At 59.5% G+C, this 21,137-nt stretch carries 27 protein-coding genes and 1 pseudogene; 13 read left to right on the top strand and 15 right to left on the bottom strand.

The features are described 5' to 3' along the window. Position 1 precedes the first annotated feature (1 nt). The 10 genes from GLX_RS11150 to GLX_RS11195 all read right to left on the bottom strand — a co-directional run bounded on the left by GLX_RS11150 (position 2) and on the right by GLX_RS11195 (position 8,924). On the bottom strand, positions 2–1,321 hold the full coding sequence (locus GLX_RS11150; protein ID WP_014106056.1) for a phage portal protein: 1,320 nt from the start codon (positions 1,319–1,321) through the stop codon (positions 2–4). A 6-nt stretch (positions 1,322–1,327) separates the two neighbouring features. Further along, positions 1,328–2,965 (bottom strand): terminase large subunit, encoded by a 1,638-nt coding sequence (locus tag GLX_RS11155; RefSeq protein ID WP_014106057.1) that lies wholly within the window; start codon positions 2,963–2,965, stop codon positions 1,328–1,330. After that, a complete protein-coding gene (locus GLX_RS11160; protein WP_014106058.1) occupies positions 2,965–3,534 on the bottom strand; it encodes a phage terminase small subunit P27 family in 570 nt (189 codons plus the stop codon). The genes GLX_RS11155 and GLX_RS11160 overlap by 1 nt, the downstream gene beginning before the upstream one ends. A gap of 20 nt (positions 3,535–3,554) precedes the next feature. Next, positions 3,555–4,193, bottom strand: a complete 639-nt coding sequence (locus GLX_RS11165; RefSeq protein ID WP_014106059.1) for a helix-turn-helix domain-containing protein — start codon at positions 4,191–4,193, stop codon at positions 3,555–3,557. Next, complete coding sequence (locus GLX_RS11170; RefSeq protein ID WP_014106060.1) at positions 4,193–4,495, bottom strand: HNH endonuclease; 303 nt, start codon at positions 4,493–4,495, stop codon at positions 4,193–4,195. Before GLX_RS11170 ends, GLX_RS11165 begins: the two co-directional genes overlap by 1 nt. A gap of 279 nt (positions 4,496–4,774) precedes the next feature. After that, entirely contained in the window at positions 4,775–6,625 is a 1,851-nt protein-coding gene (locus GLX_RS11175; RefSeq protein WP_014106061.1) for a hypothetical protein, read from the bottom strand. Further along, positions 6,612–7,643, bottom strand: a complete 1,032-nt coding sequence (locus GLX_RS11180; RefSeq protein ID WP_014105493.1) for a DUF7146 domain-containing protein — start codon at positions 7,641–7,643, stop codon at positions 6,612–6,614. Before GLX_RS11180 ends, GLX_RS11175 begins: the two co-directional genes overlap by 14 nt. Continuing rightward, on the bottom strand, positions 7,640–7,852 hold the full coding sequence (locus GLX_RS11185) for a hypothetical protein (RefSeq protein WP_014105492.1): 213 nt from the start codon (positions 7,850–7,852) through the stop codon (positions 7,640–7,642). Before GLX_RS11185 ends, GLX_RS11180 begins: the two co-directional genes overlap by 4 nt. After that, on the bottom strand, positions 7,849–8,202 hold the full coding sequence (locus tag GLX_RS11190) for a hypothetical protein (RefSeq protein ID WP_014106062.1): 354 nt from the start codon (positions 8,200–8,202) through the stop codon (positions 7,849–7,851). The genes GLX_RS11185 and GLX_RS11190 overlap by 4 nt, the downstream gene beginning before the upstream one ends. A 527-nt stretch (positions 8,203–8,729) precedes the next feature. Further along, positions 8,730–8,924, bottom strand: a complete 195-nt coding sequence (locus tag GLX_RS11195) for an RNA-binding S4 domain-containing protein (protein WP_081477896.1) — start codon at positions 8,922–8,924, stop codon at positions 8,730–8,732. A gap of 578 nt (positions 8,925–9,502) precedes the next feature. Here GLX_RS11195 and GLX_RS16625 point away from each other — a divergent pair. The 3 genes from GLX_RS16625 to GLX_RS11205 all read left to right on the top strand — a co-directional run bounded on the left by GLX_RS16625 (position 9,503) and on the right by GLX_RS11205 (position 11,035). After that, complete coding sequence (locus GLX_RS16625; RefSeq protein WP_050856121.1) at positions 9,503–9,955, top strand: helix-turn-helix domain-containing protein; 453 nt, start codon at positions 9,503–9,505, stop codon at positions 9,953–9,955. A 79-nt stretch (positions 9,956–10,034) separates the two neighbouring features. Continuing rightward, positions 10,035–10,685, top strand: a complete 651-nt coding sequence (locus tag GLX_RS18170) for a hypothetical protein (protein WP_148268587.1) — start codon at positions 10,035–10,037, stop codon at positions 10,683–10,685. Between the two features lie 95 nt (positions 10,686–10,780). Then, a complete protein-coding gene (locus GLX_RS11205) occupies positions 10,781–11,035 on the top strand; it encodes a hypothetical protein (protein WP_148268588.1) in 255 nt (84 codons plus the stop codon). A gap of 26 nt (positions 11,036–11,061) precedes the next feature. Here GLX_RS11205 and GLX_RS11210 read toward each other — a convergent pair whose 3' ends face one another. Then, a complete protein-coding gene (locus tag GLX_RS11210; protein ID WP_014106067.1) occupies positions 11,062–11,298 on the bottom strand; it encodes a hypothetical protein in 237 nt (78 codons plus the stop codon). A 171-nt stretch (positions 11,299–11,469) separates the two neighbouring features. Between GLX_RS11210 and GLX_RS11215 the strand changes: the two genes are divergently transcribed. The 9 genes and pseudogenes from GLX_RS11215 to GLX_RS11245 all read left to right on the top strand — a co-directional run bounded on the left by GLX_RS11215 (position 11,470) and on the right by GLX_RS11245 (position 15,995). Beyond that, positions 11,470–11,718 (top strand): hypothetical protein, encoded by a 249-nt coding sequence (locus GLX_RS11215; RefSeq protein ID WP_041247372.1) that lies wholly within the window; start codon positions 11,470–11,472, stop codon positions 11,716–11,718. 198 nt (positions 11,719–11,916) lie between these two features. Continuing rightward, positions 11,917–12,180 carry a hypothetical protein gene (locus GLX_RS11220; RefSeq protein ID WP_014105488.1) on the top strand — a complete coding sequence of 88 codons (264 nt, stop codon included), beginning with the start codon at positions 11,917–11,919 and terminating at the stop codon, positions 12,178–12,180. Next, positions 12,167–12,412: a hypothetical protein gene (locus GLX_RS11225; RefSeq protein ID WP_014105487.1), complete on the top strand. Its 246-nt coding sequence runs from the start codon at positions 12,167–12,169 to the stop codon at positions 12,410–12,412. The genes GLX_RS11220 and GLX_RS11225 overlap by 14 nt, the downstream gene beginning before the upstream one ends. After that, positions 12,409–14,049: a ParB/RepB/Spo0J family partition protein gene (locus GLX_RS11230; RefSeq protein ID WP_014106070.1), complete on the top strand. Its 1,641-nt coding sequence runs from the start codon at positions 12,409–12,411 to the stop codon at positions 14,047–14,049. The genes GLX_RS11225 and GLX_RS11230 overlap by 4 nt, the downstream gene beginning before the upstream one ends. Further along, on the top strand, positions 14,049–14,261 hold the full coding sequence (locus GLX_RS11235; protein ID WP_014106071.1) for a hypothetical protein: 213 nt from the start codon (positions 14,049–14,051) through the stop codon (positions 14,259–14,261). The genes GLX_RS11230 and GLX_RS11235 overlap by 1 nt, the downstream gene beginning before the upstream one ends. Then, a complete protein-coding gene (locus GLX_RS18480) occupies positions 14,258–14,398 on the top strand; it encodes a hypothetical protein (RefSeq protein WP_014106072.1) in 141 nt (46 codons plus the stop codon). Before GLX_RS11235 ends, GLX_RS18480 begins: the two co-directional genes overlap by 4 nt. A gap of 178 nt (positions 14,399–14,576) precedes the next feature. Then, on the top strand, positions 14,577–14,825 hold the full coding sequence (locus GLX_RS11240) for a hypothetical protein (protein WP_014106073.1): 249 nt from the start codon (positions 14,577–14,579) through the stop codon (positions 14,823–14,825). Next, positions 14,818–14,964: pseudogene (locus GLX_RS19370) on the top strand (helix-turn-helix domain-containing protein); the annotation flags it as partial. The gene GLX_RS11240 and the pseudogene GLX_RS19370, both read left to right, overlap by 8 nt. Positions 14,965–14,993: 29 nt before the next feature. Next, the gene (locus GLX_RS11245) at positions 14,994–15,995 is read left to right on the top strand and encodes a tyrosine-type recombinase/integrase (protein WP_014106074.1); all 1,002 of its coding nucleotides are present in this window, start codon (positions 14,994–14,996) and stop codon (positions 15,993–15,995) included. Positions 15,996–16,010: 15 nt separating this feature from the next. Here GLX_RS11245 and GLX_RS18180 read toward each other — a convergent pair whose 3' ends face one another. Together GLX_RS18180 and GLX_RS11250 are read right to left on the bottom strand one after the other, a co-directional pair. Then, on the bottom strand, positions 16,011–16,226 hold the full coding sequence (locus GLX_RS18180; protein ID WP_148268591.1) for a hypothetical protein: 216 nt from the start codon (positions 16,224–16,226) through the stop codon (positions 16,011–16,013). A gap of 360 nt (positions 16,227–16,586) precedes the next feature. Beyond that, entirely contained in the window at positions 16,587–17,144 is a 558-nt protein-coding gene (locus GLX_RS11250; protein ID WP_041247828.1) for a DsbA family protein, read from the bottom strand. Positions 17,145–17,291: 147 nt separating this feature from the next. On the opposite strand from GLX_RS11250, the gene GLX_RS11255 reads away from it, so the two are divergent. Beyond that, positions 17,292–18,656 (top strand): 8-oxoguanine deaminase, encoded by a 1,365-nt coding sequence (locus GLX_RS11255; RefSeq protein ID WP_014106076.1) that lies wholly within the window; start codon positions 17,292–17,294, stop codon positions 18,654–18,656. Positions 18,657–18,779: 123 nt separating this feature from the next. On the opposite strand, the gene GLX_RS11260 is transcribed toward GLX_RS11255, so the two are convergent. Further along, a complete protein-coding gene (locus GLX_RS11260; protein WP_014106077.1) occupies positions 18,780–19,595 on the bottom strand; it encodes an SDR family NAD(P)-dependent oxidoreductase in 816 nt (271 codons plus the stop codon). A 328-nt stretch (positions 19,596–19,923) separates the two neighbouring features. After that, on the bottom strand, positions 19,924–20,616 hold the full coding sequence (locus GLX_RS11265; protein WP_041247830.1) for a DUF459 domain-containing protein: 693 nt from the start codon (positions 20,614–20,616) through the stop codon (positions 19,924–19,926). Positions 20,617–21,137 lie beyond the last annotated feature (521 nt).

Raw genomic sequence — 21,137 nt, forward strand, 5'->3', positions numbered from 1 at the left:
GTCAGTTGTCCTCTGGTGCGGGGGCTGTCTGGGGTGTGACTTCGGGGGCGGTGTCGCCCGGTGCGCCGGTCGGTGGCGGGGAGGGCGGCTTGATGTCGCCGGTATTGAGCGGGAAACGGTGGATGTCGCCGCCATCAATCGGGGGCAGGCCTTCGCGGGCGCGGGCTTCATTGACCGACAGGATGCCGGTCTGGGTGCCGATGCTGTAGGCTTCATACCGGGCTTTCTGGTTGCCGCGCAGCAGGCTGTCGAAATCGAAATACAGTTCGATGCCGGCGGCGATGTCATCCTCGAACAGAAGGCGTTCGCTGCCCATCTGTTCGATCTCGGTCGCTACCGGCTGGAGCGTATCATTGATATAGGCCTGTTCTTCGTTCTCGATGTCGGAGAACGTGCCGCCGACCAGATGCTGCACCTTGTGGGGTGGCACGCGGAAGATGCGGCAGATTTCCTCGACCGAGAACCGGCGGGACTCCAGGAACTGGGCTTCCTCATTGGTCAGGGTCATGCGCTCGTATGTCATGCCGGAGCCCAGCACCATTGGCTTGCTGGAGTTTTCCACGCCCTGGTAATGGTTGGCGACTTCATTGGCGATCTGGACCGCGCCTTCGGGTGAGAGGGGTTTGTCCGTGGAGAGCACGCCGCCGGTCTGGTTGCCCTGGCGGAACAGGATGGCGGCATGGCGCTGGGCGGCGATGGCAACGCCCATGACATCCTGCGCATAGGCGATGGGGGACAGGCCGACATATCCGCCATCCACCATCATGTCGCGGAAGTGGAGGATGTTTTCCTGATACCACAGCTGTCCCTGTCCGATCATGGGATGGGAGAAGCGGTAGAAGACGCGGCCCGTATCGGAGATGACGGGCGTGGTGACATCGGGCGAGAGCGGGATCAGGGATGTGGGCTCGCCACCATAGTTGCGCAGGATGGCGGCGTAGGCGTTGCCGCGCAGCTTGAGTGAGGTGGACAGATAGCGCCAGAACTGGCTGCGGGTCTGCCATGGGTTGGGTTTACGCAGGACCGTGAGCAACGGGTGGTCGGTGACGGCTGTGTAGCCACGATTGCCCGGCAGCTTGCGGCGCATGGTGAGCGACAGCTTGCCGATGTCTTGGCTGATGCAGTTGACGCAGCCGTAAACGGCCGAGGCCTGCAACGCGGTAAACGGGGTAACAGGCGTGCCGGTGCTGGCGGGGTAGCCGCCAAATGCCGCGAACATGCCCAGGCTGGGGATGGTTGTGGTGCCGACATCCTTGTTCACCGGCGCGGGCTTGCGTTCGGGGAAGGACAGTTTCGGTTCACGGCGGATAGCAGGAGGCATGTGCAGTCACCCTATGACGAGGATGCCGTTGATGTTCTGGACACCGACCGGCTTTTCAGGAGGTTTGAGGGTGGCGCCACCGTAGGCCATGATCGCGGCGACGATGCCATCGATCTTGCCCGATGCGCCTGTCTCGGCCGATTTGTCAGGCTTTATGTTCCCGGCGGGGTCGGATGTGACGGAGATGTTGCGGGCCATCCATGATGCGACGGGGTTGCCGCCGTGCTGCATCTTGTGGCCGATGACCAGGCGCTCGAAGCCCTTGCAGGCTGGTGACATGGAGAGAAAACCCTGCCGGAAGTATTCAATGGGCAGGCCGTCGGTATCCTTGAGGCGGTTGGGCATGTCGCCAGTGTTGAAGGGATCGATGCCGATCCATTCCGGCTGGAACATCTTGGCATCTTCATTGACCTGGTGGCGGATGAAGGCGTTATCGACCACGGCGCCGGGGAGCAGGGTCAGGGCGCCGCTATCGGCAAAAGACTGGAAGCGGGCGCGACGGCCGGCAGGCTGATCGAGCAGGGACTGCTTTGGCAGCCAGAAGCGCCAGATGAAGATGTAATCGCCATCAGGATTGTCATCGAAGGGCGGGAAGCACCAGCATAGGGCGCTCCAGTCGCGCGCCTGGGACAGATCGATGCCGCCGAAACAGCGGCGGCCGCGCACATGGGCCGGAAGATCCTGCCACCCGATGGGACCGGCGCAGGCCTTCCATTCAATGACCGGCAGCCAGCGGGTGACCTGTTCGGTCCACTGGTTGAGGTGGAAGCGGCGGAAGTCGTTTTCGGCGCGTGGGGAGCGGGCGGCCTTGGCGGCTTCCTCGCGCATGTAATCGGGTTTGACCGAGATGCCGTAATTCGGGTTGGCCTTGCGCCAGGTCTCTTCCTTGGTCCAGTCGTCGTTCTCGCCCGCGGCGAAGATGACCGGCAGAATGGTGGGGTCCACCACATCGCCCGCCAGCAGCTCCATGGCCAGTTCGTGCTGTTCCCAGGCGTAGCCCACGCCATTGATGCCAGCCGTGGTGATGTAGATTTCCAGCGGCTGGCGACGGGCTGCAGTCCCTTTGTGCACGACATCGGCCAGCTCGCCATCACGCCATTCATGGACTTCATCGCCAATGGCAAAGGTGGGGGAGAAACCGTGCTTGCCGCGCGGGCCGGATGATAGTGGTTTGAACGACGATTGCAGGGCCGGACAGAAGATGGATTTTTTCAGGAGCTCTAGGCGGTTCGACAGGGCTTCATTCATGGACACCATGACGGTGGCCTTGTTGAACACGATCTTGGCCTGGTCTTCATCCACGGCCATGGAATAGCCCTGGCCACCGAACTCCTGATCGACGAACATCAGGAGCAGTGCGAGGCCGGCGGCCAGTTCCGTCTTGCCGTTCTTGCGTGGAACCTCGATCCAGCCGGAGCGGTACAGGCGCGTTCCATCCTCGCGCTTCCAGCCGAACAGGGGACGCACGATCCGGTCACGCTGCCAGTCCCGCAGATGAAATGGCTTGCCTGCCCATTCCCCTTCCGTGTGGCGCAGCATGGCGGGGAAGAACGCACAGGCGCGCTGGGCTGCAGCCTCATCCCACCAGGCGCCGAACTTCTCGGCACCCCGTGGCATGGGCGGAATGGGGAGCTGCTGGTCCATCAGTGCCGTGTGGCCGGCTGATTGAAGAAGTCGAGCGGATCAGATGGAACCGCAGGCGCATCGGGCATCCCCGTGCCCGTTGACTGGTCCGCATTGTTTTGCGCCCCTGCCAGCGGCAAGGAGGACTGTGTGCCGGCAGCCATGCGGGCAAGGATCTGCTGTCGTGATGCTGGCGTCAGACCGAAGCGGTCCTCCAGATCCTGCAGCCGCTTGGTCAGGCGTTCCTGCACCATGAAGTATGGCGAGATCCGCTGCATGGTGCCGTGGTTGCTTTCAGTGACATACACATGCCCCTGCTTGTCCAGCGCTGCCGTGACCTTCACGTAATCGGCCAGTGTTTCGCAATACCGCGCCAATGCGTTGCGATCGGACGTGCGCACGATCCGGCTGTCTGACAGCCATCCTGCGACCTCAACCCAATACTTGCGACCTTTTGCGCGCATGTGTTTGGGCGCGTCGATGCCGGCAACAGGAAGGGCATCGAGATTGATAGTTTTTCGGGCGCGTTTGCCGGGATTTCCCCGCGCTTCATTGATCGCGTCCGGTGTGGGTTTGCGTCCCCGGATCATGTCTGTCTCCAAAAAAAAGTTCAGGAATTTCGCGGCGGTGAGAGTTTTGAGGGGGTGCGGTCCACGCTTTTTTGGTCTGTGGTTTTGACCCCCCCTATCCCTGCGGGTGATCCAGGCAGGGAGCGGGATGGTTCTGGCTGGACGGGATCGGCATCGAAGTCAGGGATGGGCAGGCCGGCGTCGCGCAGCTGGCGGTGCAGGCGGGTGATGGCGGCGCGCTTGGCACGGTATTCGCTGCGCGCCTGTTCGTATGTCAGGCGCGCTTCCTCCAGCCGGGTCAGCGCGGACTGGGTGCGGACGTTTGCCTGCTGTGCGACCAGACGGGCTGCGTCCAGTTCGGCTGTCAGCTGGTCCAGACGTTCGTCGCGCTGCGCCTGGGCGGTTGCTGCGTCGCGTGGGTCCATGCTGCTGGTGGTCATGAGCTTCCTCTGTGCAAGATCGGGACGGAGACGGTCAGGCGTGATGCCGAGCAGGCGGGAGACGGTCTCGACATGATGGGTGGGCACGCGCTTCCACTGGCTGACAGCCTGCGGCGTGACGTTGCAGGCAGCAGCGATGCGCGAGCAGTCGCCCCAGTGGCGGAACAGCCGCACGCCGCAGGGACGCCGCCAGAACGCCAGCGGGCCACGCTGGGGCATGATGTGTGCGGCCGTGCGCATCAGTAAGTCCTGCCGCCTTCACGGCGCGTCTTGCGGGAATGACATTCCTTGGTCAGGGCCTGCCAGTTGGCTTCATCCCAGAACAGGTCGTAATCGCCGCGATGGGGCTGGATGTGATCGACCTCGGTCGCGGGGCGCTGGCATTCGGGATCACCGCACTGGCAGACGGGGTGCTCCAGAAGGAACTGGCGGCGCGCACGCTGCCAGCGGCGGCCATAGCCACGGGCGGACGCGGAGCCACGCTGGCTCTCACGCGATGCCTGCAGGTGAGCATGCGGGCGGAATGTGGTGACTGGGGACATGCTGGCCTCGACATTGTGACGGCAAACTGCCGGTTACATGGAGGTTACAAGCGCGGTTACAGCATAAATCCTTATATATCAGTATATTATAAGGATATGTAACTTAGTAACCTATGTAACCGATATTTTGAGTGCAAACAGGCGCAATGCTTCCCATGCGCCTTTACAAAGGAAAAACGCGGTTACAGCGGTTACATGGTTACAACGCTGTTATTGCTACATTTTCCGGTTACATGCCGGTTACGACTGGTTACGTGAACCAGTAATGGGCGCGCGTTGTCAGTCATCATTATCATCTTCTCCCTCAAAGCCAAGCTCTTCTGCTGATACCCAGATGCATTTTGCCGGTGGTGTCTGGCCGACACGCATGGCTTTGGCGTTGCGCCTGGCGCTTTCCAGCCTCATGACCTCGTAAACCCAGCGATTGCCCTCGAACGGCGTGCCGTTGAACAGATCCTTGAGCATGGAATTGTTGGGCGCGAACCAGATGCCGTTGCCCAGTGCCAGACGCGGTGCGTCACGTCCGCGCTTGTCTTTCGGCTCATCGGCGCGGATGACACGGATGCCGTGCTGCGCCAGCACCTCGCCAGCCACGCCGCGCGAGAAATCGGGGCCATCCGCCTCGACCGCCAGCTTGCGTGTCAGCACGCGCTCGATCAGTTCACCGATGCTTTTGCGTTCGGTGGAGCGTTGCAGCTGGACGGTGGTGGACAGCAGGTGGCTGACCATCTGCATGGGTGCATCCTGTGCCACCACGTCCTCGCGGTCGCGGATGAAGTCGCGCACGGCTTCCACGCCGCCGGCTGCCTGCTTTTCGTTCGGCAGGCCGTCCGATGTCAGGATGAACCAGCCCGCCAGCAGCGCGCCCAGCTGATCCATCTCACGCGGGGCACAGCCGATGGCCGCAAGCGCGCGACGGTAGATGGCGAGACTGTCGCGGTAGCGTGTCCAGCCAGCCAGCGCGCGGCCCCAGAGTGCTGCGCCGTGCTTCTGCGCCCACTGGGCAAGTTCTTTGTGCTCGGTACTGTAGTCTGCCCCTTCATCAGGCCGCACCAGGTCAATGATGGTGAAGCGGCCAAGGTGCTGCGCCTTCATGTCCGGTGGCGAGATGGAGGCCATGATGATGCTGCCGGCAACCTCGATCTTGCGGGCCTTGCCATCCACGCCGCCACGGCTGCCGCGCGTTCCTTCGCCACCCGATGCCGAGAGCACGAGATCGAGCAGGGCGCGGGCGCCGCGCTGGTCTTCACGGTCGGATGCCTCGTCAATGAAGCTGGGCATGGCGCGGCCATCGAGCGACTGCTCCAGGCCGGCCTTTGACGTGTCGTTCGTGTAGAAGTTCATGGGGCTGGCGCCGCGCAGCACGGTCAGCAGCGAGGACTTGCCCGAACCTGCGCCACCGATCAGGAATCCGGCAGGACGCCACGGGATTGCCGCACCATAATAGGCACAGCCCAGCAGCCCCATGGCCATGATGGCGCCACCGGCACAGCGGTAGTTCCACAGTTCCTGCAGCTGATGCTGGAGCGTACGCCCGATATCCGGGCCGCAGGGCTGCGCCGGGCGTGAAGCTGGTGGCGCTGCCGCCCAGATCTGGTTGCCGGTGCGCGTGCCAGCGGGTTCCAGCCGGTCACCGATCAGCACCTGATCGCCACAATGCACCACCGGCATGCCATCGCGCTCGGCCCAGATGCCGGGACGGCGGATGAGGATATGATCGCCAAACAGGCCGGCAGCCGTGCAGCCGGCCTGCAGGAATGCCGCAACGGAATTGATGCGGAAATCGACAATCCGTTCCTCGGTCGTGTCCTGTCCGTTGGTATCCTTGATCTTGCACTGGGCTTTCTTGGGGAACTCGGCCCGTAGCCAGTCATCATGGCCGCCGAACAGCCCGACCAGGTCGTGCCGGTTGCCGATCTGGCGCGCGGACAGGCTACGGAGCTGGCCCACGCTGTCGAGCAGGTAATAGGTGCCATCGAGATGGCCGATGGGTGTGACGGGGCAATGACCGGGATCGGTATCGCCTTCGGGCGGTCCACCGCCACGCTTTCCGCCGTCAATGACCTGAAACTGCCGGTCGGCCGAGAGAACGGCGGCGCGGACATCATGCAAGGAGTCAGGTGATGGCATCGTTAAAATCCTTGCCTTTTGGCGAGCGGGCGACGCGAACCTCACGCCCCGCTGCCAGATGGAAATCGATTGCCCGGCGCAGGCCACGCTGCGCCTGGGGATTTGTGTCGTTATCAGCCAGCAGGATCACGCTGCGGATCTGCTCCGGCAGCTGCACGCTGGCCATGTTTCCGAGGCTGGCGGCTGCCAGCACACGCATCTCCGGGCAGGCGAGGGCGACGGACAGGCATGTCTCGATGCCTTCCCCGATTGCGACCGTCTCGCCTGCCGGTGAATCCTTGAGTGACTTGCCAGAGGCGCCGCGCTGGAGGCGGATCGATCCGCCCAGGAACGCGCCCATGATCTTCTTGCTGGCATTGAGCCGCGCCTTGCGCCACACGCCACCGTCATCCTGCGCCAGCCATGTCTGGTGCGTGGCGATATGCGCGCCGGTGCCATCGGTTATGGCCGCCAGCATGGCGGGCAGCGGACCACGCACCTCATGACAGTAATGTTCCGGCGAAAAGCGCAGGGCGCGCGGCACGGATGCAAGGCTGGCCAGCTGGATGCCACGCCCGGCCAGATACAGATCGACCGGCGTGCCGATCACGTCATGCCGCGCACCAAGCCACATGGCGCGGGCACGCTTCTGGCGCTTTTCTGCCGTTTCATCTGGCGTGGCATCGGCCTTTTGCGCGATCTGCCGCCGGTGTTCTTCCACGCGGCCCATGTCGCGCAGGCCAAGGTGATTGACGGCCCAGCGGTATGCCTCTTTCAGGTCGCCTGCCGTCATGACGGCGGCGACCAGGTCCAGCGCGTCGCCGGTCTCGCCAGTCGAGAAATCGGCCCATTTGCCTGCCTTGTCGCCATGCAGGTGCACGGCCATGGACCGACCGGCCTCACCGGCGACCGAGCCACATACCCATTCCGCACCCTGCCGCGTGCCGCCGGGCAGCAGCGTTTGCGCAAGGGCGTGCATGTTGTGCGCCAGCATGCGCGAGACCTCACGCGCATCGGGCAGGGTGGGGCCGGCGTTCACAGCCGGTCGATCCACTGCTGTATGGTGGCCTTGCGGCGCTGCTGCCGGGCCATGATGCGGCGGACGCGGCGGTTGGTTGCCTCGATCCGGTGCTGCATGACCTTGATGCGCAGCACATGCAGCCGGATGCGGCCGCCCTGCACCACCACCACGATCCATTCATAACAGGCAGCACCGAACCGGATCACGGCAACCCACAGGCGGATCATGGTACGCCTCCATCATCCTGAATCGCCGCCATGATCAGTTCCATTTCATGCGCCAGCTGGTCGTGGCGCTGCTGGAGCAGCTGGCGGTGGCGGGCACGCACCAGTTCCCATTCATCGGCCGAGACGCGGCGGATTTCGTGGTGCCAGCAGGCACGCACGCGGCGTTCGGTCAGGCCGAACAGCCGCGCCACCTGTGCGAAGGCCGCCTTGAGCCCATGGGCACGGCGGCTTTCGACTTCGGCACAGACCGCGGTCTGGAACTGTTCGGACAGGGTGCTACCGGACATGGGGCGCGCCTGCATGCTGGCCTTGGGTGAAATACCCGCGCGCGTGGGTGAAATACCCAACATCTTGGGTGTCCTCTCTGTCAGTCTCCACAATGTTGGTGACGGAGAGACTTGCAGAGAGGGAGGACGCACACGACACGCCAGAGGGTGCGCGACGGACTGGGGAGACCGTTCGCGCACCCGGCGCAGCAAAGCGGGCGTGAGGCATGAAATCAGACATTACATACCGACCTTGCAGGCCGGGGCATTGCCGCCCCGGCCCGGTCGGACCACCATGCGGTTACCACACCAAGACATGGAGGATTCGGTGTCAAACTCAGAACGCACAAAAGCACCAGAAGTACAGGCTAGTCTCACCCCAGAGTTGGCGAGATTTATTAGGACGGACTGCCAGATCAGAATAATACAAGCAACGCTTGCAATACTTGTTAAAATGCAAGGTCCTGTAATTTCGTCCGCCGTAATAAAAGAACTTGAAGGTGGGTTTAAGATATTTGACGATAGAAATGGGTCTTTACCAGGGGGTGCCTCGATAGATGAAGAAATTACCGCACAGTTGTCAATGGCGCTCAAATTAATGATAAAAAACATTAACGATTTTCCTCTTGATCATTATGATTCGGAGACACGATCACCTGATCAGACAGGGAAATAGGCATTCCTTCATCTGTTGTGTGCTTGCCGTTCACCATCACGCGGCCGGCACGCACCAGACGGCGCGCCTCACCAAAAGATTGCGCCCATCCGAAGTGCGCGAGATAGCGGAACAATATTAGCTGGCTCATGCAGTAATACCCCTGCACTGATGTAGAGAGGATTTATTTAGAGATGACTCATTATTGGGTAAGGCTGAAAAGCCATACTGTAACGTCCCATGGTACAGGTCTATGTGACATTCATGGTGATTTTGACGTCGTGAAATGTCCGGTCTCATCAACTCCTGACTTTTCAAAAGGAATGATGATGTCCGTAGATATTTATTCGAGACCATGTCCCAAGAACGAGCATGACACGAGAATGAGTCTGTTTTCGAAATTGAGGCGCGGCCTTCACCCAGGTGAGGTTGCATCACTCGCTTAGAGATTTCTGACAACCCAATAGTCGATTGATACCCGAGCAGCATGACTGCAGAGGCGACAGCGTGCCGTTTATTCATGCAGCAGCTCCATCAGCTTGCGTTGCTTGGGGAAGGGGATCGCGAAAGACATCGGGACACACATCGGTAGGCTGGAGTCCGGCCATCGCAGCTACATCGACCGCGTATTTGGCGGGCACGCGCTTCCATCCGCAGACGGTGGAATGCCGTAGCCCTAAAGTGGTCGCGACCTTTAGAACGCCGCCCGCCTTACGAATGATGGTTTTGATGTCCATTCGCGATCTGTCGCATATAGCGACATTTCTGGTCAAGCAAATAGCGTCGGTATTTGCGACACAAGATTATGCGGAAACTGCCAGACTGCGGATTATGGTTGACGATACATCCCTGGGCGCACGCCTGAAGAAATTACGTCGTGAGCGCAAGCTCCCTCAAATCGAGGTAGCGACCGCCGTTGATATCAGCCGCTCACATCTGGCCGAGATTGAGGGCGGAAAAGACCCAGGCTTCAGAACGTTCTGTGACCTAGCCGACTTTTTTGGCGTCCCCTTGGATTACCTGTATCGAGGCACGAAGCCGTCTGCGCCGGGACATACGATCAACCAGGCAAAAGATGCTGACGAGATCTTTATGCTTGAGTTTTGGCGTGGTCTTTCCAGCGATGAGAAACGGCTCTTGCTCGCCTTCCTGCGCCGAGATGGCTTGACCGGGGCGGCGTAAGACAGTGACATTATCCGGCATGCATGCCTCATCTTGTTCTGGCTTTGATCAGCTTAAGCACAGGAACGGAATGGGAACAATGGCAAAGTCATGCACGTTCACGCCACGAGTTAAGCCTTTCGGTTCAAAATGGCTTAAAGCGGCGGCTATTTGCCTGCTGACTACAGGTAATTTTTTTTATCAGCAGTCGGCTTTAGCACAAGGCAGCGCAGAATCCGAAGATGATAAAAACCCTTTGGGGAGACCGACGATCAATGCCGATGGGTGGAGTGTTTATAGAATATTTTCTCAATTTGGTCTTTATTACGAAACCCTGCATGTAAGTGATCAATCATGCCAAGCTAGGGTTATGATTGATTTAGATGTTACCAAGAAATACATTCCGGCACTTGAAAAGCTTGGAATGCTGCCGGAAGGAATGGAAAGCAGTCCATTGGCAGCGGTTAACTCTATCGGAGAGCACTGTCTAATTGATCTGATTCCTTTAGTGTTTAATCAGCGTAATTCAGGGAATATTTGTTCATTCTCGACCGCTTACCATGATAATTCTCAAGGGCGTAATACATACAGAATAATGGAAGCGTTAGTCTTCTCGAAGGCGGTTTATAATCGCATTAATTGGAACAGGATTTCCCCACAGCAGATACCCGAAGTTGCGCTGACTTATACCGTGCCAGACGCCTTTACGATGCTGCTGCTGCGCGAAAGCCAAGGGTTCTGGAAAAAATAACCCAAAGCATGTCGCGCATACCGACAATTTAACTTGCGCAGTTATGTCGGTATATGCGACATAATCTCCATCGTCACCAGCGATGGAGAGATTTCGTGTCGAATTCAGATCAAAATATGGAACTGGCGGAAAAGCGGGTTCAGTCCGCCATCCGCATGCGCCGACTGGTTGCCGCCAGTCTGGTCAAGAACCTTTGCCTCAGTCCTGCAGATAAGCCGCTCCCCACGCAGCACTACCGTGACCTGCTGGAACTGGGTGAGCAGTTTGCCAATGCGCTTGTGACAGAGCAGGAAGCCGTGGCGCGTAAAAAGGCGCTTGAAGCGGGATTTGACGTGGGTGCCTGCTTCTGATGGCAGGCACCCCGGAATAGAGCGAACTATTCCTTATGGTCGGTTTCCAGGTGCTCGAAATACTTGGCTTCAGCCTTGTGCAGCATACGGCCAAAGGTAGCGACAACGCCATCTTCGTCTGTTCCGCCAAAAATCGCGCTGCCAATCGGGCCTGCGCCGCTGCCGTAAGGGCGCTGGCCTGCGTAATAAGCACCCGTGAGTGTTGCTGCAGCCTGAATAAGGGCGGCATGCACTTCGGGGTTCAGTTTGTCTCTTTTACTCATATCGAGTTCCTCATTGGTTGTTGGACGCACCAATGATGGAAGCGGCGGGAATGGCTGACAACAGCCATTCCCGCATGCGGGGAGTGCGTTATGCCTACTATCCTCACATCATGCCCCGTTGTGCCGTCTGGCATCGACAGGGGGAAGTTCCTTCTTAAAGACGCCAAGGGCATGTCCTGGCGCCTGACCGAACAGCAGATGCTTTCGCGCGATCTGCTGAGCGGGCCATTCCGCAATGACGACAGTTGGCTGCGGCAGCATTTTGGCGTGCGTGGCAGGTGTGGCCCTGTCGCTGGGCTGACCATCGGGATTGATATCGATGTAGCCGGCAACTTCCTGATCGGCGCATGCGAGATGGCGGCCAAGATCCAGCAGCAGATGGACCGGATCAAGGTAAAGGGGCGCAGGCATCATGGTTAGGATGCCTGCGCCCCCACGGCCAAAACCCGCCCCCAGACCATCAGAAGGCGAGGGCGCCAGCCCTGCTGTCATTCTGTTCCTTGCCATTTCTTTTACTGCGCTCATTGCTTTAGGCGCGTGGCTGGGCGGCGGTTTTATTATCGAAACACCTGAACAGCACAGTGCCCGGCTGCACATCTGTGCCCGAGGGTACGAGATATGACCCGCCAGCTGCCGCGCTGCTACCGCGCGCCGGCGCAGCTGCTGCTGGCATCGCGCCGGTTTTCGGCCGATGCGCTGCTGATCGCGGCTGATGCCTACCGCGAACTGGCGGCCGACCTGACCATCCATGGCTTTTGTGACGTGGCCCAGCAGGCGAGTGACCTTGCCGACCGGCTGGCGACCGAGGCCCCGAAGCGCGCCTGTGCGCTCCCCACATTCTTCCCGACCCAACACAAGGGGAAACCCCATGCAGATCATTGATGCCGAAGTGCTGTTCTCGCGCCTGACCGACGAGGACGCCAAACAGGCCCGCATCTATCAGGCCAATGCCCGTAACCTGGACCGCTACAGCCGCCAGCAGGCGGAAATGGGCTATGACCGCGCAGCCCGGGCATGCGCACGGGATGCCGATGCCTGCCGTGAAAGGCTGGAGGCACTGCTGATGACCGCGATGCAGACGGCCTACGTTCCCTTTCGGGGGAAAGTGTCATGATGGTTGCCATTGCTGACATCCACGAAAACGGCAACATGCGCCGGGTGCAGCCCACGGCGGAAGTCACGGCGGCGCTGGAAGGCTCGATCCGTGCCCTTGGCGTGCTGCAGCCGGTTGTGGTGCGGCCTGACCCCGAAGGCGGCTACATTTTAATTGCAGGCTACCGCAGGCTGAACGCGGCGCGGAGTGTCGGGCTGACCGAGATCCCGGCCGTGACACATCTGTTGAGTGAGGTCGAGGCCGAGGCGGCGCAGGCGGCCGAGAACATCCAGCGCGTACCCGTGGACCCAGTTGACCAGTGGCGCCACATCGAGCGCATGGTGGCGGATGGCTACACGGTTCGGAAGGCCGGGCTGGCGCTGGGCATGACCGATCGGCAGATAGGGCAGATATGCAAGCTGGGCGGGCTGGCGCCCGAAGTGCTTGATGCCCTTACGGGCCGCGAACTGCCCAGCTGGCGGATACTGGGCGAGATCTCGCAGGCGGCGCATGAGGTTCAGGCAGCGGCGCTAAAGCGCCATCTTTATCATGGTGACGCTGTTCAGTGGAACAGCGTCGCGGGTGAGTGCATTACCCGTCGCATCCCCCGCGAACGCGCCCTGTTTGACGTTGAGGCCTCGGGCATCGTGTTTGACGAGGACCTGTTTGCCGAGCCCGGATCGCCCGAGCAGTTCACCACGACGGACACGGCCGGCTTCATGGCAGCGCAGCGCGGCGCGGTAGAGGATCTGATCCAGACCGGCGATGAGCCCGCGCTGCTGGTGGACTACAACGCCACCACACTGCTGCCGCAGGTGCCGGCTGGCTGGATGTTTGCCGACAGTTCCGGCGGGGCGGACAAGACATTGACCAGGCGCAGCCGGCACAAGCGCGCGTACGCCATCGTGCCACTCAACCATTACCATGATGCCTGCAGTGTGGTGTCGGTCATTATCAAGCCGGTGAAGGCTACCGCTGCCGTGGTGGCGGATGACCAGGCCGATGACGTGGTTGAGGAACCCGATTCCGATCCGGGCGCAATCGAGGTGGTTGAGACGGATGATACCCCGGCCGAGGAACCGCAGATTACCAAGGCGGGGCAGGACTATCTGGCCGAAATCCGCACGAATGCCCTGCGTTCGGCGCTGCGCAATCCGCTGCGCATGACGCCGGAAGATGCCTTCCACGCCCTGCTGATCGCCTATGTGGCCGGCAACAGCCAGATGCGTGACATTCTGGCCGCGCTGGTTTCGCCCGCAGGCGACCTGCCCGAACTGGAGTTCACCCGCATGGCGGAACTGGCGGGCGAGGCGCTGGCGCGGACCCTGACCGTGGTGGCGCCACACCGCCAGACATCGCCATGGAAACCGCCCGAGGAATATGCCCGGCCTGAATATATCGGTGCCCTGATCAACGCCGATGCCCAGATGCCCGAACTGGATACGGCCGAGATGCTGGCGCATGTCAGCGGCAGCACGCTCAAGGCCATTGCGAAAGACTATGCACCGCGTGGCGAGAAGGCGCCCGCGAAGGTGACCGACCTGCGCCAGTGGCTGGTCGGCCGCGCACCGGACTGGTGCCCGGTCCATTTTGGCGTGCCTGGCCCGCGCTGCGAGCCGTGGGTGCGTAATGCCGACAGGAAAGGGGAGGCAGCCTGATGCCGATCGCACCTTATGACCCGAAGAACGATCCAGTGCAGATTTACCGTCGGCATGGCAGCGGCCCTATCTATCGTGCCGTTGGCCTGATTACTGACCCGGCCGTCATTCTGGAGGATGTAGCGACAGGCCAGCAGCACACGGTGGTGATCAGAAGCCTGATCGCCAAGGATTATGTGCGGCTTATTGATGAACCGGGAGAGACGTCATGATCCATCCCCACGACGAAAAATGGATCACATGGGCCACACGCAACATGCCCAGCACGGCCGAGCTGCTGCGCGCGGTGCTGGTGGTCAGCCTGATCTGGCTGGCGCTGATCGTGCTGTGGATGGTGGTGGTGCCGTGAGCAGATCAGCAGCATGGAGAAAGGGTTATGACTGGGCATGCATGCCTACTCATAAACCCGGCGAAGACGTCAGCTTCATCTCTGCCCTCGAGTCATTCGGATACACGCTGCATAGCGCGGAAGGGCGTGATTTCCTGTCTGGCGCGAAGGCAGCGCTGGACAAGCTGGATGGACGGTCATGATGGCAGCTACGAAACGCGACTGGCGCCAGCATCCGATCTTTCGCGGCACGGTCCTGGGCAAGGAAGTCTATGACTTCAACCTGCAGCAGGACAGGGATGGCAATTATGTCGGTTATCTGTCCGACCCCGAAGGCTGCCGGATCTCGATCATTGCCAAGCTGGTGCACCAGGGCGGCAAGCACATGCTGAAAGGCCGGGGGCTGCTGACCGGCACGAACGACACGGGGGAGGAATCAGGTGGGTAAACGCATCCAGCTGCCCCGGGCGGCCGAATTGTTGGGTGTTTCTTTACGCCTGACCCAGAAGCTGTGCCAGCAGGGCGACCTGAAGGCCTGCAAGGTCGGATCACGGTGGACCACGACCGAGGCCGATATTGCTTTCTATCTCGATAATAGACCAGGACCGACCGAAGAGTGCCCAACGATAAGAACCTCTGGCGCCACGCGAACGGCACCTATTACGCGCGAATCCAGGTCAACGGCCGAGACGTGCGAAGGTCGCTACGCACAACTGATGTCCGGGCAGCTCGCAAACTGCTCAAGAAAGTCATCGAGCAGGCGGAGAAGCGGCGCGCGGGCATAGCTGAGCCGGAGAAGCACACCTGGGAGGAAGCAGTTGTCCGCTGGTCGGATCTGCAGATGGCCGATCTGCGGCCGGGCACACAGAAGCGCTATCTGACCAGCCTGGGGCAGATCCACCCTTACTTTGCGGGTCGGGACGTTGCCGGCATCACATCCGTGGATGTGCATGATTATACGGTGGCCCGCAGGCGCAAGGGCGCCAGTGGCGCCACGGTGCGCCGTGACCTGACCATCATGAGTCGGGTGATGCGGGTTGCCAAGCGGGCAGGATGGATCAGCGCAAATCCCGTGCCAGAGGAAATGGAAGAAATACCGGAGCGGCGTGAGCCGATTCGGCCCGTGCCGATTCGTGCGCTGGCAAAGCTGACCAGGCGTGCGCCCCCGGGCTTTCGTGACCTGATCCGGTTTCTGGCCCGTACGGGCTGCCGACAGGAGGAAGGGGCATCGCTGGAATGGTCCCAGCTGGATCTGCGGTCAGTGCCGGCCACCTGCACCTTTTCACGCACCAAGACCCGATCGCCGCGCGTGATCGAACTGACCGCACGGCTGGCAGATGACCTGCGACGGATGCCACGTGATCCCGATTCGCCCTATGTGTTCAGATCACCATCGGGCAAACGCTACACCAATGTGCCCGGTCGGTTCCGGGTTCTGGTCCGCAAGGCGCTGGGAGAGGGAGCGGATGTCTTCCGCTGCCATGACCTTCGGCATACCTATGCCATCCGTGCATTGCAGCAGAAGACGCCCATTTATGATGTGGCCCGTCAATTAGGCCATAGTTCTGTCAAAACGACGGAAATTTATGCCGGCTGGCTAAGCCGGCCAATCAAATAAGAAAAGCCAGAAAATCTAGCGTTGACGACGATCCCGAATTTCCTTTTCCGCCCGACTTTGGGTGGTAATGGGGAAATCGAGCGTCAGGGGCACATTATGCCTTCGGATCTCGTAGTCAGCTTTGCTCCCGGGAATGGGCTCTCCGTATTCATCCTCCATACGATAGGCGTGCAGAGAAAAGCCCTGATCGTCAGGATCAGTGTTGAAGGTGTTCCGGCGGTGTTCTGCCATGGGGAAAAGTCTCCGAGCTAAAATTTCGCAAAAGTTTAATGCCGTTTGCGTGACCGGCTTTCAACACATGGGAAGCATGATGGGGAAATCAAGACAAAATAGAACATGCCGTCATAAAACCCGTCATACGTCAAACCCATGAAATATTATACGTGAGTAAATTATTAATTATATCAATAAGTTATTGATATTTCCGTATCTTTGTGATGCTGGTTTTGTAAACCGAAGGCCGGGGGTTCAAATCCCTCACCCGGCACCATATTCCGCTTTGAAAATCATGAAGAAGTTTTTGGTGAAGCCATTTCCAAAACGCTTTGAAAGACGCCGCCTTTATTGAAAAAAGGCGGCGCCCGGGAATTCTTAGGAAAAAATCCGTCCCATCCACGCCTCCACCGTATCGCCACTGCTGATGGCGGAATCGATCAGCCCATCGACCATGAAGGTGGGTGACACGTGAATGCCGTTCTGGCGGGAATATCTGCACTGCCACTTGATGGCTTTCTGTAGTTCCGGCACGGCAAAGGCCGCCGCCAGTTCAAGCCCGCTGTACTGTTCGATCCGCTTGATGATGTCATTGGGCGTTGCATCCATGTTGGGGCCTGCGCAGTGGTCAGTAAACTCGAATTCTTCCCGGTGCGCCCCCACGGCGGCCATGACGGTCCGCGCCGCTTCGCGCCCGTCCTTCAGCGTTGCGGCTGCAAGGATGCAGCGCACGATCACGCCCGAGAACATGTGCCACGGCTGGGATTGCAGGCGTATTTTAATGGTGATCTGCTCTTCCCCCGCATGCGCCAGCAGTTCGGGCAGTTTGTTGAACGCCCGCATTGAGAACGGGCAGGTGGGTTCCAGGAATGCCTCGAAAACCTTCGGGCCATGCCCCCATTCAAGCGGGGCGACGTAAAGAGGGCTGGCTGGCATGGTCATGGTTCTCCCTTCGGGGTCGCTGCCGTCCGGTTATGTGTCAGACGGTAGGGTGGAGTCTTTCGCGGTTTTGCCCATATAGGCAACCCCCCTGAAAAGCTGCATAAGTGAAATGTTTCCCTGTTTTATTCCTTGGTGAGAATCATGTCCCGCTCTCTTCTGCTCAAAAATGCCCTGCGTCTGGTCACGATGGATGCGGACAGGCGCGAGATTGCGGGCGGATGGGTACTGGTGCGTGACCGGCAGGTGGCAGCCATCGGCACGCCCGCCGACCCCCTGCCCCCGGCAGACGAGGTACTGGACATGACCGGCCATGTGGTGATGCCGGGCATGGTCAATACCCACCACCACATGTACCAGACCCTGACGCGCGCCATCCCTGCGGCGCAGGATGTCTCGCTGTTCGGGTGGTTGCAGGCGCTCTATCCCATCTGGGCGGGGCTGACGCCCGAGATGATCCACGTTTCCGCCTGCACGGCCATGACCGAACTGCTGTGGTCAGGCTGCACCACCACCAGCGACCATCTTTACCTGTTCCCCAATGGCGCACGGCTGGATGACGAGATCGAAGCAGCGGCCCGGATGGGCATGCGCTTTCATGCCGCGCGCGGGGCGATGAGCGTAGGCGAAAGCCAGGGTGGCCTGCCGCCCGACCGCGTGGTGGAGGATGAAGACGCCATTCTGACCGATACCCAGCGCGTGATTGAAACCTATCATGACCCGGCACGCTTTTCGATGTTACGGGTGGCGGTGGCCCCATGCTCGCCTTTTTCCGTCAGTCGTGACCTGATGCGTAATGCTGCCAGCCTTGCGCGCGTCACAGGCACCATGCTGCATACCCATCTGGCTGAAAACGCGAGCGATATCGCCTATAGCCGCGAAAAATTCGACATGACCCCCGCTGAATATGCCGAGGATACCGGCTGGGTCGGATCGGATGTCTGGCACGCGCATTGCGTACGGCTGGATGATGCGGGCATCAAGCGCTTTGGCGCGACCCATACCGGTATGGCGCACTGTCCGTGTTCCAACATGCGGCTGGGGTCTGGTATTGCCCCGGTGCGCCGCATGGTGGCTGCGGGCATGCGGGTGGGGCTGGGGGTGGATGGCTCGGCCTCTAACGATGGCAGCCACATGCTGGGTGAAGCCCGGCAGGCCATGCTGCTGGGCCGCCTGCTGGGGGGGGAGGACAACCAGCCGATGATGCAGGCACGTGAAGTGTTGGAACTGGCTACGCGCGGTGGTGCTGCCGTGCTGGGGCGCGATGACGTGGGCCACCTTGCCGCAGGCATGGCGGCCGACATTGTGGCGTTCGACCTGCGGGGGATCGACCATGCCGGTGCCCAGTCGGACCCTGTTGCCGCCCTGGTATTCTGCACGCCGGGCAAGGTGGCGTACAGTATTGTCAACGGTCGGATACTGATCCGGGACGGGGTATTTACCGGGCATGATCCCGCGCGTCTGGCCCGTCGCCATAATGAACTGGCTCGCCAACTGCTTCAGGCATGAAATCATAAAAGTTTTTTGTAAAGATTTTTTCAAGAAGCTTCAGGGAATGCTGCCTTTTTATAAAAAGGCAGCATTCCCTGAAGCTTTTGGTATTTTTATCAATAGTTATTGTCAGGCAGTCTTTTAGTGTCGGCGTGCGGACAGGCGGCGCATATAGGCGCGGTAGCCGCGGCGGCCCAGTATCTTCATGATGGGCAGGCTCACATTAAGCAACGGCATGAAGGTAAGGCAGGCATGGGTGAATAGCTTGTCGAACAAAGAGCTGAAGCGTTCGCGGCTGCGGCCTTCGCAGCATTCAAGGATGCGCCTTGCCGTGACATCAGGTTCCTGCGGCGGGTCAATGAAGTTATAAATCGACCCACCCGCGCTCATTTCCCGGCTGAGCATGGGGGTGTTGACGCTGGCGGGGTAGAGGGAAGACACCTGTATGCGTCGGGGCCTGAGTTCCTGCTCCAGTGCACGCGCAAAGCCGCGCAGGCCGAATTTTGCCGCCGTGTAGACACTGCTGCCCGCCAGCGGGAACACCGCCGCCATCGAGTTGACAAACACGATATGCCCCCCATCGCGCATGGCGGGCAGCAGGGCATTGGTCAGTTCGATCGGTGCTGTCAGGTCAACCGTGATCTGGTCGGCCATGGTCGTGCTGTCCAGCTTCCCCACGGGCTGCGGGGTAATCACGCCAGCGCAATGTACGAGTACGTCAATGATCGGTTCATGGCTGGTAATGAGCGGGGCTGCTGCGCCAATACTGTCCATATCCGTCAGGTCGCAGGTCACAACCGTGACACCGGGTATGTCCACCGTGCTCTGGCGTGACAGGATGATGACCCGATATCCACGCCCCAGCATGAGCTGGACCAGTGCGCGCCCAATTCCGCCAGTTGCACCCGTTACAATGGCAACCTGACGGGCTCTGTCGTTTAAAGCACTATTTTCCAATGACCTACTTACTTCCCTGACAGCTAAGCCTGTCGTAGCGCCTGATACGCGCTCGTGCAGACAGTCCGCAAGATGTTTTCCCGGCCAGGCGGGAGAATACTGTTCTGCTGACTGTGGGGAGCATGGTATCGGGAATCAGATAATCCGTCGAGCAGGTGATAAGCCTGCGCGCCCTTGCGTCAGAGGGCACAACAGTCCCGGGAAATGGAATTGGGGAAACGGGGCGGCCTCCGGTAATGATGACAAAGCGGCATATGGCCAACACAATGTCTCATGCGCCATACGTGATGCCACGTTGCCATGCAGTTCCATGGACTCCCCCAAAGTTCTAGGACGGACCAGCCGCAGTGGATTGATGTTCTGTTGTTGATGCGGGGGCTGGTAGCGGAGTGGTGGCAACCCTAGCTTGCTGTACTGCATTGGGCTGGTAACAGGCAATCATGGGTTCGAGTATTTTCGCTGCTTTCTGGTAGCCGCTTGGGGTCAGATGCACGCCGTCATCTGCGCGAAGGCGTATTTTTGACCCATCAACACCTTCGCCATAAGCAGAGAAATGCCCGTTATCAGAAAAAACCGACCATAGTGGCACAAATTGTGCACCATTCTTTATGGCCTGGTCCTGGAAAATATTATTCAAGATGGCCATGTCAGCCGAGAATACATCATCACGCACCATCGGATGCCCGACCCAGATAACGGGGATATGTGCATCTTTCAGTGTCACGATGATATCGCGCACCCGTGACGAATAGATTTTTGTGAAATTGGCCAGCTGATTCTGGTCAACGGCACCATGAACCCTTACCGGCGGCCTGTCATTGGCCCCAAACATGATGACAGCAACATCGGCATGTTCAGTAGCCGCCAGTTTATGGACCTCATCCGGCCAGTTATAAAATGCTACCGATACCAGGCCGGTGGAAATCTTGCTGTGGTCCAGAATACGCATATTTCTGTTCGTGCGATAAAGCCACCGTAATCCCCCTGCCAGACCCTGGGCCTGTGAATCACCAATGACCAGGACCCGCCCGGTTTCACCTGTAGAGGGAACACAGACCTGTGCTTCGGGCGGGGTCGTAACGGCAGCAGGGGCGGCATCAGCTGTCTGCGATGTAGCTGGCGTTGCCTGTGTCGCGCTGGAAGCAGGTACCGCTACAGGTGCTACCGATGTTGTAGGGGCAGTGGGAGAGGCGGGTTGGGGCGCTCCGTTTGCAGGTGTTTGCGCGTGGGCACCAGTGCATAGCGCGGAAAACAGGGCAGTGGCGCACATGAGATGGCGAAACCTGCTTTGGGAAACGCTATTTCCTTTTAGCCAATTGGAAGAAAAAAACATAAATACCTCAAACGCATTCGCTGCAGACTGGTGCACGGTAATGAGAACTTAACTAAAAAATTCTGATATCAACAGGGTATAATTACAATACAGTTTTCAAAAAAATAAGGTGCATTAATAAATTTTTGATCAAATAAGTTAACTATCTATGGAATAAAATATTCATATTTATGAAATTAAATGAAAAAATATAAAAACATATATAAAAA

Origin of the sequence: Komagataeibacter medellinensis NBRC 3288 (assembly GCF_000182745.2) — a bacterium.
In the GTDB taxonomy this organism is placed as follows: Bacteria; Pseudomonadota; Alphaproteobacteria; order Acetobacterales; family Acetobacteraceae; genus Komagataeibacter; species Komagataeibacter medellinensis.